We start from the raw sequence: 18,134 nt of genomic DNA, 5'->3' as shown, positions 1-18,134 counted from the left end.
AATGCTGCTGTAGCTACTGAAGCTCCGGCTGCTGAAACATTTTCTGATGATGTTGCAGAAGCGCCAGTTGTAGAGGATACTACTGTTGATGTTGCAACAGAATCTGTTAGTAACAATACATACAGTGTGGCACCTACATTTACTAATTTACCAGAAAATAAAACTGTAGTATGGAATGACACTAATAAAGTAACAGCTACATTTACAGTATCTGCAGCAGAAGGCACAAGTACTACAGGTGTTTCCTATCATTATGTATGGAAAATTGGCGGAGTTGCAGCGGCAGAAACTGCTGAGAATGCAGTTACATTAGGTACAGAAAAAACAGCTACACTTACATTAAGCGCTAACGATGCTGGAAAAACGGCTGTTCTTTATATCTACGCTAAAGATAATACTGGGAACACAGTATGGTCTTATACATCAGATGAAATTCAGATTAAGGCCGCACAGGATACAGCTTTAGGTAACATTAAAATTGCAAATTCCTGGAAACCTGAATATAATGGAACAGAACAGGTCATTGATGAAAAGGGTATTGATTGGGGTAGTATAGTAGATGCCGATAAGAAATATTACAAGATTTCTGTAAGCGGAGATGCAAAAAATGTAACTGATGATGGTGTTACAGTTACTATCGAATCCCAAAAACCAGGATATACCGGAAGTAAAACTTTAAAATATGGAATTAAAGCATTAGAACTTGACGGAAGCTCAGATGCCAAAAAAATCACTAAGCATTTTAAAGCAACATTAAAAACTAAAAACTTTACATATACTGGAAAAGTTATTAGAGTAAAAGCTTCCGATGTTGTGCTTACAGATGTTGACACCGGAGAAGATTTATCAGGTTATCTGAAAGCTGATGAAAAAGGATATGTTTCTTTAAAGAATACATCAGTGCAGTCTGCTGGAGAAACTACATTTGAATTAAATTTAGCAACTCCAGAAACAGGAAATAGAAATTATAAAATTCCAGCTGGTACATCTGGTACAAAAGATGGTTATTCAACAATTGCTACAGATGAGACAGATAAAGCAACTATCGCCAAACGTGATTTATCAACTGTTAATGTATCCATTAAATCAATGGCTATTCCAGCAAGCGGTATTCTTGATAGCAGTAATCTGACAATTACATATACTGACTCAAAAACTAATGAAGTTTTAAATATCGGTAGCGATGTTGTTATCACCCCTGTTAATAATGCAACTGCAAAAGGTGATTATACAGTAACAATTGCACCTGCTCCAAAACAGTATAATGTAACTGGCGAAAAGAAGACTGCTACTGTAACACTTGTTGCTACCGATCTTTCTGGTGGAAAATTCAATGGTAGTGAAGCATATGTCACTGGCTCTACAACTAAGTTGAAAGCTGAAGCATACACTGGATCTGAAATTACAAAAACAGAAAAACAGTTAGGTGATTTCGTTGTTGATGGTAAAATCCTTGACAAGAGTTTATATAGTATCGAATATGTTAACAATACAAATGCTAGCGCTATGACTAATTCGGATGCAAAACTGATTGTAAAAGGTAAGGGCGACTATGAAGGAAGCACAGCTGTATTTACATTCACAATTAATCAGGCTAAGGTATCTTCTACTACAATTACTGCAAAAGATAAAGTAGAACAGAAAGATACTCAGAATGCATCCGATTATAAAGATGATTTGGGACTCATTGTAAAAGCTAATAATGGAGCTGGTAAAGAGTTTACATTAGCAAATGGTACAGACTATACTGTAAAATATGGTTATAAAGATGATACAAAGAAAACAGCTGCGGATGGCGGTATAATTGTTGCAACTATTACTGTTACTAATAAAAACTTTGCTATTGATGGTGCAACTACAATTACCAAAGAGGTTCCTCTTTCTCTTAGAGCTCTTAAGAGCGAAAATATCAAACTGAAAGAGACATCTTTTACTTATAATGGAAAAGTTGTTGAACCAGACTTCGATATTGTTGTTGATGGACATTATAAAGGCAATAATGATACTACCGATAAATTTAATTACAAATTTACAAATAATATAAATGCTGGTACTGCAACATTAACAGTAACACCAACAGCTGCAAATAAAGAATTTGATAACACTGTATCTGCAAAAGTTACTTTCGATATCAAACCAGCAGATGCTTCTAAACTGGTAGGTGTTATTGCATCTAAAAAATATACAGGATATTCTCTTGAAATTCCTGCTGATGAAATCAACTTGAAACTGGGTGACGATGTTATTGATGTAGCTGACAACTTCAAGATCACAAACGGTGAAAACCGTAACATTGGTCAGGGAACTGTAACTCTTACACCAAAGAACGGTAACTTTACAGGAACTAAAACAATCACATTTGATATTGTTGGTAAATTACTTGGCAGTGGAACTATTACCGGTTATGATGCTAACGGTATTGAAACAACTGGCAACTGCACTTATGATGGTACAGAACATAAATTTGCAAAAGTAGTTGCTGACATTAAAGATGGCAACAAGAAACTTGTCGAAGGAACTGATTATGATTTAGTTTATGTAGACAATGTCTATGGTAAAAAACTTACTGCTACATCAACTGCACAACCTCCTGTTACAACAGAAAAACAGTTTGGTGCTGTTCTCGCTGTAGCAAAGGGAACTTATGGTGGAAATTACACAGATACAACTGCTGCAACAGGCTATAACACAGGCATAGTCAATGGTGTTTATACTGATGCTAATGGAAATAAGATTGCAAATGTAATTGCCGTTAAGACATTTGAAATCGAACAGCTGAATGTAGATAACAGCAGTGTTGTTGTTAAAAATGCTACCTATGCAGGTGGTTTATCACTGAAACCAGAAGTTACAATTGTTGTTAAAGGTGTAACTCTTGTTGAAGGAAAAGACTATACTTTAAGTTTAGAAGGTTCAAAAGATTTAGTAAATGCAACCACAGGAAAAGTTAATACAGTAGCGATTACATTCAAAAATGGATATAAAGGTAGTGTTGCAACTCAGGCTTGGGGCATTGACAAATTTGATCTTGCAAATGCAGATATAACTGTTAAAGATGGTAAGCTTTCTGTTAAATGCGGAAAAGTTGAAGTAGACGCAGCAGAATACACAACAACTGTAAATGCTGACGGAACAACAACTATCGCAGCTGCAAAAACAAGCAAGAACTACACAGGCTCCAAGACAGTTAAGACAAACGGTGCAACTGAAGCTGAAAAACCAGCTGCTCCAATGATCAGCAACGTTAAAGTTGTCGGCAACAAAGCAACTGTAATCCTTTCTGGTGAATCCGATGGTGCTGCAGGTTATGACTATGTAATCTCTACAGACCGTGACTGCATCACAAACAAAGATTACACTTCCGTAAACAAGAACCAGGTTAAGACAGAGTCTACATTTGAGTATGTAGGACAGGGAACATACTATGCATACTGCCACGCTTGGAAACGCGATGAGAATGGTAAGAAAGTATTCAGCGACTGGTCTAACGCATATCCATTCGTTGTAAGCGCAATCACACCATCCCAGCCAGTGATCACAAGCGTTAAAGTAAAAGGTTCTACTGTAACTGTAACATATACAAAAGCATCCAATGCTGACGGATATGATGTAGTTCTCGGAACATCTACAAAGAAAGTTAACGGAGAAACACGTCCGGTAGAATACGGAAAACTCGTTAAGAAGAACATTAAAGGTAATGTTGTAACAGCAACATTCAAGAATGTGAAGAAAGGAACCTACTATGCAGGTCTCCACGCATTCAACAGGACTTCTGAAGACGGCAAGAAAGTATTCAGCCAGTGGTCAAACGTTAAAAAAGTTACTGTAAAATAATCCATTTGGGTAATTAAATACAGATTCCTAAAAAAGAAGACTCCAGTCATTTCGTCTGGAGTCTTTCTTTTTAGGTGCGCTGCAAGCGCACACAGGAACAGCCCCGACTCATGATTGCCGGGGCTGCTTCATTTCTGTATAAGACATTTATATATTAACTTTTCCAACAGATCATTGTCCACTTTAGCTGACTGGATACTGGCTGCAATCATCTCATCTTTTGTAACCCCGGTAAAATCAATTTCAAATCTTCCATTATTTATACATAATTGTTCGATATATATTCTCTGCGTCCTGCCATTTCCCTCACGAAAGGGGTGTATCATGTTAATTTCACCCAGATAATAAGCCAGACGATTTGCCATTTCTATTTTGTCAGTGATATCTTTAAGAAAATTTTCTTTTTTTAATTGCTGATATATCCATGTAAACTGATTTTCAATAAACTGTACCAGACAAAAAATGGTCCCCTTTGATATATCAACTGTTCGAATTTTTCCTGCCCAAGGGTAGATATCTTGAAACAGCTGTTTATGAATAGAACATAAATGTTTTAAAGAAAAATCCCCAGATATTCCCTGCTTATATAGCTCTACTTGCCGAATTGATGAATAATCCCTTTCGGCTTCATGCAATCTTTCCAGATTTTGAATATTCAGCTTATTTTTCAATATATTAGTTCCGGGATAACAATATTCAGTATCACCTTTATCTTCATAGAAAAAATCATACTCTTGATCTTTCATTTTTGTGGAACTCCGTATTTCTTATTTAGTTCAGATATCGCATCAGCTACAGTTATCTTATTGCACAGAACTTTTTCAACCCTTTTATAACATGCTGAATCGAAGGGTAAATTTTCCATTTTGAAACTTGCTTCAATACTACTTAATTTTTGATCATTTGTCATAAAAAATCCCCCTTTAAATCTTAATCTAAGCTATGATAAAGTTTATTTTACTATAAATTGTATCATGCTTCCACAGGTATTTCCATAAGAAAATTTGTCGAAATCTGTTATTTGGCTGGGAGCCAGTGTTACTGTTTCAACAAATATTCCAAATTTAAGACAGCTAAAATCATTATAACTATCTGAAATCGTAATATTCATAAGAAAAATACTGTTTATAAGTTCAAATATATAAGTCATTATCGTGAATCGTTCCCATCAGCCAGTAAAATTTCCCCCACTTATGAACCTGTACACCACCCAAAGGGGAACTATAATCATGACAAAGATTAAAAACACAAAGAAGGGCATGGCAAAAAAGACATTAAGTATGTCACTTGTTGTTGCAATGCTTGCTACTTCAAACGTACCGGTATGGGCAAGTGAGTTCAGTGCTGGTGAAGATGTGACAGAGTTTTCTTCAGAAGCTGAGACTCCTGTTGTTGATGGCGGAGAAGATGTTGTTGATAATGCAACAGCAACAACAGAATCTATTGTATTCTATCAGCAGGGAAAAGCTGTACAGAATGAAGCAGTTGTTAAACAGGGAACTATTACAGCAACTGTTACTTTAGATTCAACAGTTGGAACAGCAACAGCAACACTGGTTGCATATGCAGCAGATGGTACACATAAAACTTTAGAGTCCAACACAATAGAAAACGGAAATGTTGTTTCTGTTTCTTACAATCTGAAACAGAGTGATGTAGGAAGCACTATTGATGTTGAAGTTTCCGCTGATGGAGTTAATGTTACAAATAAAAAAGAAACTATTAAAGTTGTTGAAAGTGCAACTGTTCTGACTGGAACACCAACGATCGATGCAGGCGTTGATAAAGATAAAATTGTTGCAGGTACAGTATTAACAGCTAAAACTGATAATATGGGACCAGAAGGAACTACTTTCAAATATCAGTGGCAGGCAACAAACGAAAAAGGTGAATGGGTTAATATTGATGGAGAAACATCAAGCACTTATACAGTATCCAATGGCCTTTATGGAAAACAGGTACGTGTAGCTGTTTATTCAGGTGATAGCTTCGAAACTGAAAAAGCATCCTGCTCAGAAGCTGTTGCTATCGGAGCAAGAAAATTAAGTGCAGAGAATGGAAATGGTGGCATTGCGACAACTGGTTTTCCCCGTACAATGATTTCTCAGGATATCAAAAATAAAGGAAAAGTATTTAATGTTGAAAGTAAACGAAACGAATTAGTTGCTGACAAAGCTAATGCTGATGAAAATGACATTTGTGTTGCTTACAAAAATTTAAAAGGCAGTGTAGTTACATTAAAGTATGGTAAAGATTATACTTTAACTTACGATCAGCTGTATCATCTTGGCACAGTAAATGTAACTGTTACAATTCTTCCTACAGAAAACACAGATTATACAAACGATATATATACTGGATTAACATATGACCTTGTTCCTGGCACTACAATGGATGGATATGCTATTGAAAAATCTGGAAAAGCATATGAATACAATGGTCAGAAAGTAACTCCTGAAGTATCTAAAGTAACTTATAATGGTCAGACTCTTCCAACATCTGACTACACTATTCAGGAAATTGGTCCGGATGCAGGAACCTATAGCTTAAGTGTCAACGTTACTGATAGAACTCTGGTAACTAAAGATACATATGGTAAAGATGTTACTGTTACAATTGCGAAAAAGAATATGGCGAACCATGATGCTGACTTTGATGTTGTAATTCCAGAAGAAGTATGGAAAGCTGACAAAACGGATGTTGAGAAAAATGGTGTTAAAAATGCCAAGATCAAAATGTATGATACCGTTGCAGATCCAAATAAAACAAATGACCTTCTTGCAGGTAATGAATTTGACATCACATGCGTAAACTGGTCTGACTCTGCAATTAATAAACAGATTACAATTACTGCAAAGGACAAAGCAAAGAACTATCAGAAGTCTATTTCTCGTAAAGGCGAAGCAACTAAGAGCGATATCAATGAATTTAAGTCTGCTTTCTTAAATGCTTTAGCAGGTGGAAATAACCTGATCTACAATGGTAAAGAGCAGGATTATCTTGGAAAACTGTTAAGTACTAATAATGGTTCTATCACATTAAACGGAACTAAGCTTTTCCTTAACAGAGATTTCACATACAAGATCACTCAGGGTGGAACTAACGCTGGAGATGTATCTTATACGATTACAGGTGCCAAGGATTATGCTGGTACAGAAATGATCTTAAGTAATGCTTATAAGATTCAGCCAGCAGACTTTAGTGGTTCACAGGTAGTAGATAATAGAACTACTGGCAGTAAATTAATCGTTTCCTTTAATCCATCTTTAGGCGATAAAGGTGCTGATATCAGCAATTATAACATTCTTGCTAAAGATGTTTATAAAGCATGGATGGCTGACGGACATTATGACCTCACACTTGATAAAGACTTCTGGCTTGACAAAACAAATACAACAAATACAACACTTGTATATAGACCAACTGTTGCAGAAAATAAAGTTGCAGGTCATGGAAAGAACGAAAACTTTAAACAGACAGCGGGTACAACCAATAGAACTCCTATCACAGTTGAATTAAAAGAAAAAGACCTCAGCGATAAGGATATCACTGTTAAGGTTGTTGATGCATCTTATAACAGTGGAAAAGTCGTTACACCAACTATCAAAGTTGTTTATACAGACAAAGATGGAAAAGAATATGAGATCAGTAACGACTACTACACAGTAGAGATAGAAAGAGCTGCTATTAAAGAAGGCGACAAAGGTAAGATCAACGTTAAAGCTAAGAAAATTGCTGATCCAGCAAAATATCCACAGAAGTACACAGGAAACCAGATGGTAGAATATACTGTTGGTACTCCGAGCCTTGAAGGTGGAAAAATCGTTGCAACAAACGGTCTGGAAACTCTTCCAAGTGTTGCTTACAGCGCAGAGCAGGCAGCTTCTTCCAAGGGAATCATCCTGGAAGCAGGTAAATATGTTGTAAAAGATAAGAGTGGCAACGTAGTAGATCCGAAATACTATGACGTTACATTCTCTGACAACAAGAAAGCCGGAACAGCAACTATCACAGTTACAGGCAAGGCTCCGTACAAGGGAAGCGTAAGTGCAAACTTCAAGATTACTAACGCAACACTTCCAAGTGGAACTGTAACCTTAATGTCTGATAAACTGAGCAAGACTTACACTGGTGAAGAAATCAGTCTTGTTAAAGGAACTGACTACACAATTACAGGTGAACTTGCACAGTTAAAAGAAGGAACCGACTATATGGTTTCTTATGAAAATGCAGTAAACGTTACAACAGCAAGCAGCAAAGCAAAGATTAAATTTGTAGGTATCGGAAGCTATGCAGGAGAACTTGTAAAGACCTTTGATATTACTCCGGCTAAGATTACCGCATCTGATGTAACTCTTGGAGATGTTACTTATGCAGGTGGAAAGACTGTAAAACCATCTGTTACAATCACTGTTCCAGGTGGAAAGACAACTCTTGTAGAAGGTACAGACTATATTGTAGACTATGTACCGGCAGCTACAAATGTAGGTGACAAAGGTAAAGTTGTTATCACATATAAAGATAATGCAAACCTGAATACAGCTGATTCTGTAAAAGAAGTAGAATATGGCGTAACAGCAAAAGATCTGAAAGATGTAACAATCGCAGCTGTTGCAGACCAGGAAGCTACTGGTGAACAGGTTAAACCATCCCTTACAGTAACAAGTGATTCTGTTACTCTTAAAGAAGGTGTTGATTATCAGGTAACTTATGGTGAAAACAAAGAAGTTGGAACAGGTACTGCTACTATTACTCCTGTAAACGGAAACAAGAACTTTACAGGATCTCAGAAAGTATCTTTCAACATCATCAAAGCTAAACCAGAAGTTGGTCAGGCAATGATCACTGATGTAGTCGTTAAAGGCAACACTGTAACACCAGTTCTTTCTAGTGATGTTGACGGAGCTGTTGGATATGACTATGTAATCGCTACAGAAGAAGATTATGAAAACGGACGTGTCGACATCAGCAAGAATGTTCTTAAGACAAACACAAACTTCTACTATGTACAGGAAGGTACATACTATGCATACTGCCACGCTTGGAAACGTGATGAGAATGGTAAGAAGGTATTTGGTGCATGGTCTAACCTCAAGAAATTTGAAGTGACTGCTACAACACCATCTACACCAAAGATCACAAAGGTAAAAGTGAGCGGAAGCACAGTAACTGTAACTTATACAAAATCTAAAGATGCAACAGGTTATGACGTAGTACTTGGATCTTCCGTTAAGAGTGTAAACGGCGAGAAACGTCCGGTAGATTACGGAACACTTGTTAAGAAAAATGTAAAAGGAAGCACTGTGACTGTAACATTCAAGAATGTGAAGAAGGGAACCTACTATGCAGGACTTCATTCCTTCAACAGAACATCTGAGAATGGAAGCAAAGTATTCAGCAAATGGTCTGGTACAAAAACTGTAACAGTAAAATAATCCATTTGGGTATTCATACAGATTCCTAAAAAGGGAACCCCGGTCAACCAGGCCGGGGTTCTTCTCAATTAAATACAGATTCCTAAAAAGAAGACTCCAGTCATTTGATTTTTAGGAAAAATTTCTGTATGGATATCTTAACTTTAACGTATTTATCATTTCCTCTTTTATATCAATTCACAATCCTTCAGTATCTTTTCTATAGCTTCCCATGCAGACAGAGATGGATTTTCTTTATAATACTGATATCCTTTATATTGATGCAATGTATATCCATTTTCCTGATTTCTTTGCATGATTTTCTTTGCACGATCAACAGCCTCAATTACATTGGACAAATCCATTTTATTAAGACATCTCTTAAAATTGTTCTCTTCCTTGAATTCATCCATATTTTGAAACTTTTCACCAAATGCACGATTAATCGGTGTAATGTATTGCTTTCGGTGAGAGAATGACGCATTGCAATTTGTTATATGAAGAATCATCCACAAATCAAAAGTGAAATTACTGTACCCAGATTTATATTTAATTTATTTTCCTATTTTTTCTGCTTTCTTCATATTATCTAACACTTCTTGAAAACCTTTGATATGAATTGGTTCATCACTCTCATAATCAAAAAAATGATAAATTTCTATCTTTCTGGTAACAGTAAGAGATTTCGCATGTTTTAATGGATTCTTCCTCACCGGACAATCAATAGACACCTTACTGGACGCCTCTTCCGTATTGTTTATTGTGTCCTGCAGCCATTTTAGATACCACTGCTCTGTTTCACCCCAATGCTCTCACTGCCATGCTTGGAAACGTGATGCAAATGGTAAGAAAGTATTCGGTGAATGGTCCAACCTTTACAAATTCACTGTAACTGCTACAACACCATCAACACCAACTGTTACAAGCGTAAAAGCAAAAGGAAACACAGTAACAGTAACTTATACAAAATCTGCTGACGCAACAGGATATGATGTTGTTCTCGGATCCTCAGTTAAGAGCGTAAACGGAGAAAAACGTCCAGTAGACTTCGGCGAACTGGTTAAGAAGAATGTGAAAGGAAATACAGTAACAGTAACATTCAAGAACGTACCAGCAGGAACATACTATGCAGGACTTCATTCTTTCAACAGAACATCTGAAGATGGAAAGAAAGTATTTAGCAAATGGTCCAACGCAAAGAAAGTAACTGTCAAATAATCCATTTGGGTAAATAATACAGATTCCTAAAAAGAGAGGGGACTGTGTACTAATTACTTAGTGCACAGCCCCTCTTCTCATATACCTGTTCGGATTAAGTTCTTGATAAAGAGTGTTGTCCATTAAGAATTAGCTAATCAGAATATCCTGCTGCTTAATTATATTTTTTGAAAGGTAAATATAATCCAGTGCACTTTTAAATGATTTATTATTTGCGCTCCACTCTTTTGCGCAACTCATTAAATCGTTTTTAGAGAGTGTAGTAAATTCTCTTAATATCCCGTCAACTTCGTATTTAATCTGAAGAGAAGAACTTTCATTGACTGCATCATATACTCCATGAGTAAATTGAAAAAATTTATCTCTATAATAGTTGATAGGTCGAATTTCAATCATATCAGCTAAAGATAATTCATTATATATCCACGGTGAGACTGTTCTCTCTTTACTTATTTCTTCGGCTATTGAAATGGAATTTTCGCTGTTCAAGAAAAACACGGATTCACACTTATCAATCATTCTGGCCAAAGCAATGGATAACATCATATGAACATGACTGGTAGAATAATTTCTTTTATCATAATCAAAAGATGTACCGTTGCTATGTCTACAATATTTCTCGTCTATTTCTCTTAATAAATCGTTAGAATATCCCCAAAGACAAGAATCTATAAAAGTATCTAAGTTGAGCTCCTTTTTTAAAAAGCCTGCTATAGAAATAGCTAACTTCTCATCGGCATGTGAGTGAGATAAAAATACATTAAATTTTTGTTTTGTTGAGAACCTGCTATCCTGTAACTTGGTACCGTCAATCACTCCATCTATTTCTATAAATTCTTTTAGGCTACTTTGAATGTCTGTTTGTATTTTTGCATAGTATTCTTTCCCTAAAGATTCATATTCATTAAAATCTGAATATACAAGATTATTTAATTTAAATTTTGAAAACATAATAACCTCCTCAAACAATAAGAATTAGGACAAGTAAGACAACGGTAATCGAAAGATATAACGGAGTAATCGAGATGTTTTTTATCATAAGGCACGGAATTGCTGATACTTTTTCTTTAAATTCGCTTGTATTCATAGAAAAATCAACCAAACTGTCATCACTTATCTTTGAAACTTTATTGTATAATTCCCTGAAAAGTTTTTCTTGCTTTAAATAATACGCATCCAAAAACCAAAATACGACATTTAGAACCAATGCACAGGCATATATTCTCCAATCGCTCTCTTTAAACGATAATGCCACAATAGCTGCAATGATAGTAACATTCCAGCCTTTTAAGTAAAAGGAATTCGATGTCATTTTTGATATTGTGGACTGTACATAATCCATATGTTTGTACTTATTTTCCATAATTTGAAACTCCTTTACACATTTATACTATTGACGCTAACTTCATATGGCAAATCAAAGGTCCTATTACCTGCCTATGAACTGCCCTGTATACTGTCATTAATACAGTAAAGAAAAGGATCCCAGAGTATTCTTTTGACAAGACGTATACTCTGGGATCATGGTTTTGAAACCATGACTATTATGTCAGATTAATCCATTTTGTACAATAAGGAACAGGGTACTTTTAATTAAAAGCAGCACCACTTTCTACTGTCCGGTCTGTTTTGAAGAACTTACATACAGGGATGTCTGTAAACGGATCCTGTTACAGGAAGGACATGAACGCAATGTCTGTATCATACACCGGATGAAATGTCGCAGATGTGGTGAATATTCCAATGTAATAGTGCATATTTTTCTGGAGTAGAATGCAGTAATTTAGTTAGTATCCATCAGGAATAGCTATTCCGCACATATATTGGTGTCCACATATATTGGTGTCAGACCCCAATATGACATTTATTTGTTAAAACATAATGTCAAAATTTCTCTGGCATGATCAATCAGAATTCTAAACGATTATAAAACTTTAAAATATTTATCTCCTTCTAGCAACTCTATTGCCATCCCTCGAATACAATATGCTGGATAAACTGATACATGATAATTTGAATTATCCAAAATTTCTACAATCTCGTTTTTACAATGTGTATTTTCCGCTAAGGTCACTCCTAAGCACATAACCTCATTTACATATGGAAATGGCATTTCTTTTAATTCGCCTCCAATAATGAAAAAATCTGCCTTTGTTGAATATACGAGTGATCGGTTCTTAACATTTTTCAATAATTCTTCGATTTCACTCTGTTCAATATGTTTCTTTGGGTTCTTGTTGTAAAGTATCTGTATTTTATATGTTGGATACTTTACGTATACAATTGGTTGTCCCATAGTCACAATAAAGGCTGGCATCCTATCTGATAAATTGTGTACTTCAAAAACACAGCCCGGAGTATGCAATATATCCCAACATTTTTCCGAATAACTCTGTAAAATTTCCATTTTAGTATTCGGAATAAGCCCTTCAAAGTCTTTGCTCGAAACAATTGGGATTAATTCTCTTAATATATCTGATTTCGATTTTCCAGTTCCTTGTATCGTGTTATTAAACATCTCAGCTTCTTCTTCACTTACTGTAAATTTTATTACTTTATCAAAACCTTCTTTTTTAGGTCTGCCTTTATTATTCATGCTTTGTTCTCCTTATCAGTTTGTTTTTAAGTACTATTTATTAATTTGGTACATTTTATTATTTAATATACCATATTTTATGATTTTGTCAATATATAAAATCCCTGTATTTTGATTTTATCCAGTTATACAGTAAGCGCTTAATTTTCAGGTATGGTAGAAAAAAATCCCCGGCTACTTTTTAGCAACCGGAGCACCTTGACAATTCACATATGATTGATCTGATTCGTTTGCACGACGTTCGATCTCAGCTTTGAGATTTTCATTCCACGGTGCCAGGAGTTCCAGTTCATCATCACTCATCCCATCATTTGGTAGTTTTTCAAGCAGATAGGTAAGATAGTGATAGACATTTACTCCATTGACCTTTGCCATTTCTACCATCGTGTATACAATAGCACTGGCCTGAGCTCCATTTGGTGTGTCACAGAAAAGCCAATTTTTACGACCGACTGTAAACGGACGGATTGCATTTTCGCTGAGATTGTTAGAAAAACTGCAACGTCCATCTTCCAGATAAGTGGCGGGATCGGAAGACCCGAAGGGTCTGACCATCTAATTTTCTGGCTTATTTGAGTTGCATAGACCATTATATACGTTTTGAGGAATTGGCCAGTGGAAAAGGATATTCTGATATATTATTTCTTCCAAATGCAGACTCCTCTAAGCCGGCACTTCTTATTGACTTAAAATGGGATAAAAGTGCGCAGGGAGCAATCTCTCAGATCAAAAAGAAAAATTATACACAGGTCTTGCAGAAATTTGCTTATCATGGGGATCTGCTTTTAGTTGGAATAAATTACAATTCCCGGACCAAGAGGCATAGTTGCAAAATTGAAAAAATACAGATATTCTAAAAAATTATACTCGTTTTAACAAAATTCCTAAAAAGAAAGACTCCAGCCGAAACGGCTGGAGCCTTCTTTTTTAGGAATCTGTATTTAATTACCCAAATGGATTATTTTACAGTTACTTTTTTAACGTTTGACCACTGGCTAAATACTTTCTTACCGTCTTCAGAAGTTCTGTTGAATGCGTGGAGACCTGCATAGTAGGTTCCTTTCTTCACATTCTTGAATGTTGCTGTTACAACATTGCCTTTGATGTTCTTCTTAACGAGTTTTCCGTATTCTACCGGACGTGTTTCTCCGTTAACTTTCTTTGTAGATGTTCCAAGAACTACATCATATCCGTCAGCATTGGATGCTTTTGTATATGTTACAGTTACAGTAGAACCGCTTACTTTAACGCTTGTGATCACTGGCTGGGATGATGTGATTGCACTTACAACGAATGGATATGCGTTAGACCAGTCGCTGAATACTTTCTTACCATTCTCATCACGCTTCCAAGCATGGCAGTATGCATAGTATGTTCCCTGTCCTACATATTCAAATGTAGACTCAGTCTTAACCTGATTCTTGTTTACAGAAGTATAATCTTTGTTTGTGATGCAGTCACGGTCTGTGGAGATTACATAGTCATAACCTGCAGCGCCATCTGATTCACCAGAAAGAACTACAGTTGCTTTATTTCCAGTAACTTTAACTTCTGAAATCATAGGAGTAGCTGGTTTTTCTGCATCTGTTGTTCCGTTTGTTGCGACTTTCTTAGAACCGGTATAGTTTTTGCTAGTGCTTACAGCTTTGATTGTTGTAGTACCATCACCATTAGCTGTTGTTGTATATTCAGAAGCATCAACATCAACTTTTCCACATTTAACGGAAATCTTTCCATCTTTAACAGTTACATCTGCATTTGCAAGATCAAATTTATCAATTCCCCATTTTAATGTATCAACAGTTCCGGTGTAACCATTTTTACCTTTAATAATAACAGAAAGAGATTTTGCTGATGTAGCATTTACTAAGTCTTTATTTGCAGAAAGATCTAATTCATAATCTTTTCCTTCTACTAAAGTAACACCTTTAACAACAATCTTAACCTCTGGTTTTACAGGAAGTCCGGCAGCATAAGTTCCGTTGGAAATAGCAATATTATCTGCTGTAAATGACTGCTGATCAATTTTGATAGTTTTCATTGCAAATACATTGACAATCTTATTTCCTTCAGCATCTGTATATACGCCATTCTTCACAGCAATGCCGTTCTCTGTCTGAGTAAGATCTCCGCCGTATTTTCCTTTTGCTATAGCAAGAACAACTGCATACTGACCATCGGTACCTTTCTGTCCATATACATTATCAACATATTTGATTTCATAGTCAGTACCTTCAGTTAATGTTTTTCCTGTCTTGTTATCTAAAGTAGTTTTGGCAAAAGTCTGAGCAGTTCCGTCATAACTAAATTTAATATTATTTCCAGTTATTGCGAATCCATTCTTATCAGCAAAGTTAAAACCGCTTTTTGTTTCGGTTTTTAACATTTCACCACAAATCTGGAATGTTAATGTCTTAGATCCAGTAAAGTTACCGTTCTTTGGTGTTAATGTTACAGTACCTTCACCAATATTTAAGTTTTCTCCAAAAGTACGAGTGAAGTTGCTGTCAACATCGATTTTGTTTCCATCTAATGTAAGATAAATCTCATCAGCTGGAATCTCAAGAGAATATCCCTTGTATTCTTTAGTTGCGATAACACCAGTAAGTTTAGACGCATCAACAGGAGCAATTGTAAAGTTTACACTTGCTTTTCCACTGTAATGAGTTCCATCTCCAGTAACTGTAAGTGTAGCAGTACCTGCATTGATATTATTTGTATATGATGTAGTATAATAAGCTGGATTAATTACTTTACCATCAATTACAACATCAAAATCAGGTGTAACAGGTTTACCATTATAAGAGAAAGAATTCTCTTTTAACTTGATATAGTCAGCTTTTAAAATTGCTGCAGTAATCTTAGATTTAGCTTTTAAAACATTATTGCTTGATACAGTTCCTTTAAAGTTTTTATTTGTCACAGTTACGGTAGCAACAACATTATTTCCAACTTCATTTCCGTTCTTTCCAACTGTAGTATCATATTCATATGCTACAGTATAATCTGTACCTTCAACTAATGTAAATTCTTTGTTAGCAGAATTTTTAGCTTTTACAACAACTTTCATTGCATCTTTATAATCTTTAGCACTGCTAGCGTTCTTCTGCTCAACTTCTTCTGTTGCAGTTGTTGCACTTACGGTTGCAGGATTGATTGTAAAGGTTAACTCTTTTTTGCTTCCAGCATAACTTCCTTTACCAGTTACGATTAATTTAGCAGTATTTGTACCGGCATTAGTATTTTTTGAATAAGTGATTTCGTAATCAGCTGGTGCAATTGTCTCTACTTTATTAGTTGTGTTGTTTAAGATTTTAAGAGCACCAAGTTCTTCGCTGGTATATGTTACTGCTTCGCCTGTATAATCTTTAGCAGGAAGCTGATTATTTGTTACATTTGCAAAATATGCATTGGAGATACTGTTGGAATAAATAGAGAATGTTCCAGTTGTACTTCCTGTAATATTTTTATTTGTTACACCACTAGCAGATACACCTGGCTTAATAGTTGCAACGTATCCTGTTCCACGTTCAATGGCATTATCTGGAACAGTGATCTCGATATCACCTTTAACGATTTCTTCGCCAGTAGTTTTATCCTTCAAAGTTACAGTACTAGGATTAATAGTGATTTTAGAACCAGTATACTGCTGATCTGCAATACTAACATCAACCGTAGATAAATCACGAGCAACAACTGTCATAGTGTTATCTGTTAATGTTTTGATATTGTTTCCAACAACTTTATAGTTTTTGTTTCCTGTTTCAGGCTGACCTTCTTTAATCGCAACATATACATTGCTGATTTTTCCAACTGCAGTATTATCAGTATTATTCTGAGAAGTAAACTCAACTTTTACGTAACCATCAGAATCAACATCCAGATAATTGCTCAAATCAACACCTGTTGATTTATCAACTAAACTAATATCAGATTTTTTTACTTTAGTAATTGTTTTTCCTGTATATACATAAGATGTATTTAATAAAGTTGCTTTCATACGGCCAGAAATAGGAGCTGTATTTCCATCTAATACCATAGGCTGGATTTCATAAGTTGTTGTAACCTGTCCTGCATATCCTGTAACAGTTGGAGTTAATGTAACAGTTACTTTATCTCCAGTTACATTTGTAAGTTCTCCAGAATATGCTATTTTATATTTTGAAGTATCAAGTAAATCTGAACCTGCTTGTACTAAGTCCTGATTATTTTCATTTTTTTTAGAGGTCAGCGTAACACTTGCTTTTTTTACAGTTCCATCATATGTAGGATCTGCAGCAGATGCAGTAATAAAATCATTAATATCTTTTGCTTTTACTGTAACAGCGTCAGATGTATAGCTCCAAACAACCTTGCCTGCCTGTTCAGCATAAACAAATAATGTAATTGATTTGCCTGCCATATCTGCAGTTAAAGGAAGTGTTTTTTCTTTATTTGCAGAATCATAATTTGCAATAGTGCTATCAACAATATTTCCATTTACCTGCCATGCAGTTTTTAATGTTGCATTAGCAATAGCGCTTACTGTTGTGATATCTACATTTGTGCTTAATGTTCCACCCCATACGGTTTCGTTATTGCTTACAGCAGTTCCACCTACTGCAAAGTCAGATAAATTAACTGTATACTCAGAACCTGTTGTTGTTGATTTTGCAGCTTCTGTAGCTACATCTGCAGTATCTTCTACAACCGGAGCTTCTGCAGCATCATCAGAGAATGTTTCAGCAGCCGGTGCTTCAGTAGCTACAGCAGCATCTGTACCATCGCTGAACTCAGCAGCCCATACCGGCACATTAGAAGTAGCAAGCATTGCAACAACAAGTGACATACTTAATGTCTTTTTTGCCATGCCCTTCTTTGTGTTTTTAATCTTTGTCATGATTATAGTTCCCCTTTGGGTGGTGTACAGGTTCATAAATGAGAAAAGCTTTACTAAGTAATGGAGAGAATTTACGATGTCGGTATATATATTGAGATTTATAAATGGTATTTTATCTATTAATATTCCGGCTTTATTCAGTTATATAGAATCACGCCATCTTTAACAAATACTATTCCGTTGATAGACATAG

At 35.6% G+C, this 18,134-nt stretch carries 12 protein-coding genes and 2 pseudogenes; 5 read left to right on the top strand and 9 right to left on the bottom strand.

The window, feature by feature from the left end; all coding sequences use genetic code 11:
- Positions 1–3,834 (top strand): annotated as a pseudogene (locus tag WKT11_RS11645) (hypothetical protein); the annotation flags it as partial.
- Positions 3,835–3,962: 128 nt separating this feature from the next.
- Here the strand turns inward: WKT11_RS11645 and WKT11_RS11640 are convergent.
- Both WKT11_RS11640 and WKT11_RS11635 read right to left on the bottom strand, forming a co-directional pair.
- Entirely contained in the window at positions 3,963–4,580 is a 618-nt protein-coding gene (locus WKT11_RS11640; protein ID WP_117677732.1) for a Fic/DOC family protein, read from the bottom strand.
- Complete coding sequence (locus WKT11_RS11635) at positions 4,577–4,744, bottom strand: hypothetical protein (RefSeq protein ID WP_181977754.1); 168 nt, start codon at positions 4,742–4,744, stop codon at positions 4,577–4,579. Before WKT11_RS11635 ends, WKT11_RS11640 begins: the two co-directional genes overlap by 4 nt.
- Positions 4,745–5,063: 319 nt before the next feature.
- Between WKT11_RS11635 and WKT11_RS11630 the strand changes: the two genes are divergently transcribed.
- Positions 5,064–9,269 (top strand): hypothetical protein, encoded by a 4,206-nt coding sequence (locus WKT11_RS11630; RefSeq protein WP_118516632.1) that lies wholly within the window; start codon positions 5,064–5,066, stop codon positions 9,267–9,269.
- A 167-nt stretch (positions 9,270–9,436) separates the two neighbouring features.
- Here the strand turns inward: WKT11_RS11630 and WKT11_RS11625 are convergent, their stop codons facing one another.
- Positions 9,437–9,802 (bottom strand): RloB domain-containing protein, encoded by a 366-nt coding sequence (locus WKT11_RS11625; protein WP_279222428.1) that lies wholly within the window; start codon positions 9,800–9,802, stop codon positions 9,437–9,439.
- Positions 9,803–9,979 (bottom strand): hypothetical protein, encoded by a 177-nt coding sequence (locus WKT11_RS11620; protein WP_243103790.1) that lies wholly within the window; start codon positions 9,977–9,979, stop codon positions 9,803–9,805.
- A gap of 31 nt (positions 9,980–10,010) precedes the next feature.
- Here WKT11_RS11620 and WKT11_RS11615 point away from each other — a divergent pair, with 31 nt between their 5' ends.
- The gene (locus tag WKT11_RS11615; RefSeq protein WP_340284422.1) at positions 10,011–10,466 is read left to right on the top strand and encodes a hypothetical protein; all 456 of its coding nucleotides are present in this window, start codon (positions 10,011–10,013) and stop codon (positions 10,464–10,466) included.
- Between the two features lie 129 nt (positions 10,467–10,595).
- On the opposite strand, the gene WKT11_RS11610 is transcribed toward WKT11_RS11615, so the two are convergent.
- Both WKT11_RS11610 and WKT11_RS11605 read right to left on the bottom strand, forming a co-directional pair.
- On the bottom strand, positions 10,596–11,417 hold the full coding sequence (locus tag WKT11_RS11610; RefSeq protein WP_118516634.1) for a hypothetical protein: 822 nt from the start codon (positions 11,415–11,417) through the stop codon (positions 10,596–10,598).
- Positions 11,418–11,427: 10 nt separating this feature from the next.
- Positions 11,428–11,829, bottom strand: coding sequence for a hypothetical protein (locus tag WKT11_RS11605; RefSeq protein WP_118516635.1), 402 nt, complete (start codon positions 11,827–11,829; stop codon positions 11,428–11,430).
- Positions 11,830–12,019: 190 nt separating this feature from the next.
- On the opposite strand from WKT11_RS11605, the gene WKT11_RS20020 reads away from it, so the two are divergent.
- Complete coding sequence (locus WKT11_RS20020; RefSeq protein WP_445291942.1) at positions 12,020–12,238, top strand: DUF6431 domain-containing protein; 219 nt, start codon at positions 12,020–12,022, stop codon at positions 12,236–12,238.
- 152 nt (positions 12,239–12,390) lie between these two features.
- Here WKT11_RS20020 and WKT11_RS11600 read toward each other — a convergent pair whose 3' ends face one another.
- Together WKT11_RS11600 and WKT11_RS11595 are read right to left on the bottom strand one after the other, a co-directional pair.
- On the bottom strand, positions 12,391–13,062 hold the full coding sequence (locus WKT11_RS11600) for a hypothetical protein (protein WP_118516636.1): 672 nt from the start codon (positions 13,060–13,062) through the stop codon (positions 12,391–12,393).
- A 174-nt stretch (positions 13,063–13,236) separates the two neighbouring features.
- A pseudogene (locus WKT11_RS11595) lies at positions 13,237–13,581 on the bottom strand (IS66 family transposase); the annotation flags it as partial.
- A gap of 53 nt (positions 13,582–13,634) precedes the next feature.
- On the opposite strand from WKT11_RS11595, the gene WKT11_RS11590 reads away from it, so the two are divergent.
- Positions 13,635–13,919 carry a PD-(D/E)XK nuclease domain-containing protein gene (locus tag WKT11_RS11590; RefSeq protein ID WP_279222427.1) on the top strand — a complete coding sequence of 95 codons (285 nt, stop codon included), beginning with the start codon at positions 13,635–13,637 and terminating at the stop codon, positions 13,917–13,919.
- Between the two features lie 101 nt (positions 13,920–14,020).
- Here WKT11_RS11590 and WKT11_RS11585 read toward each other — a convergent pair whose 3' ends face one another.
- The gene (locus WKT11_RS11585; protein WP_118516638.1) at positions 14,021–17,941 is read right to left on the bottom strand and encodes a hypothetical protein; all 3,921 of its coding nucleotides are present in this window, start codon (positions 17,939–17,941) and stop codon (positions 14,021–14,023) included.
- Positions 17,942–18,134 lie beyond the last annotated feature (193 nt).

It is taken from the genome of Blautia sp. HCN-1074, from assembly GCF_037890165.1.
In the GTDB taxonomy this organism is placed as follows: Bacteria; Bacillota; Clostridia; order Lachnospirales; family Lachnospiraceae; genus Blautia_A.
Note: the sequence above shows the minus strand (reverse complement) of the source record. Positions and strands in the feature narration are given on the sequence as shown.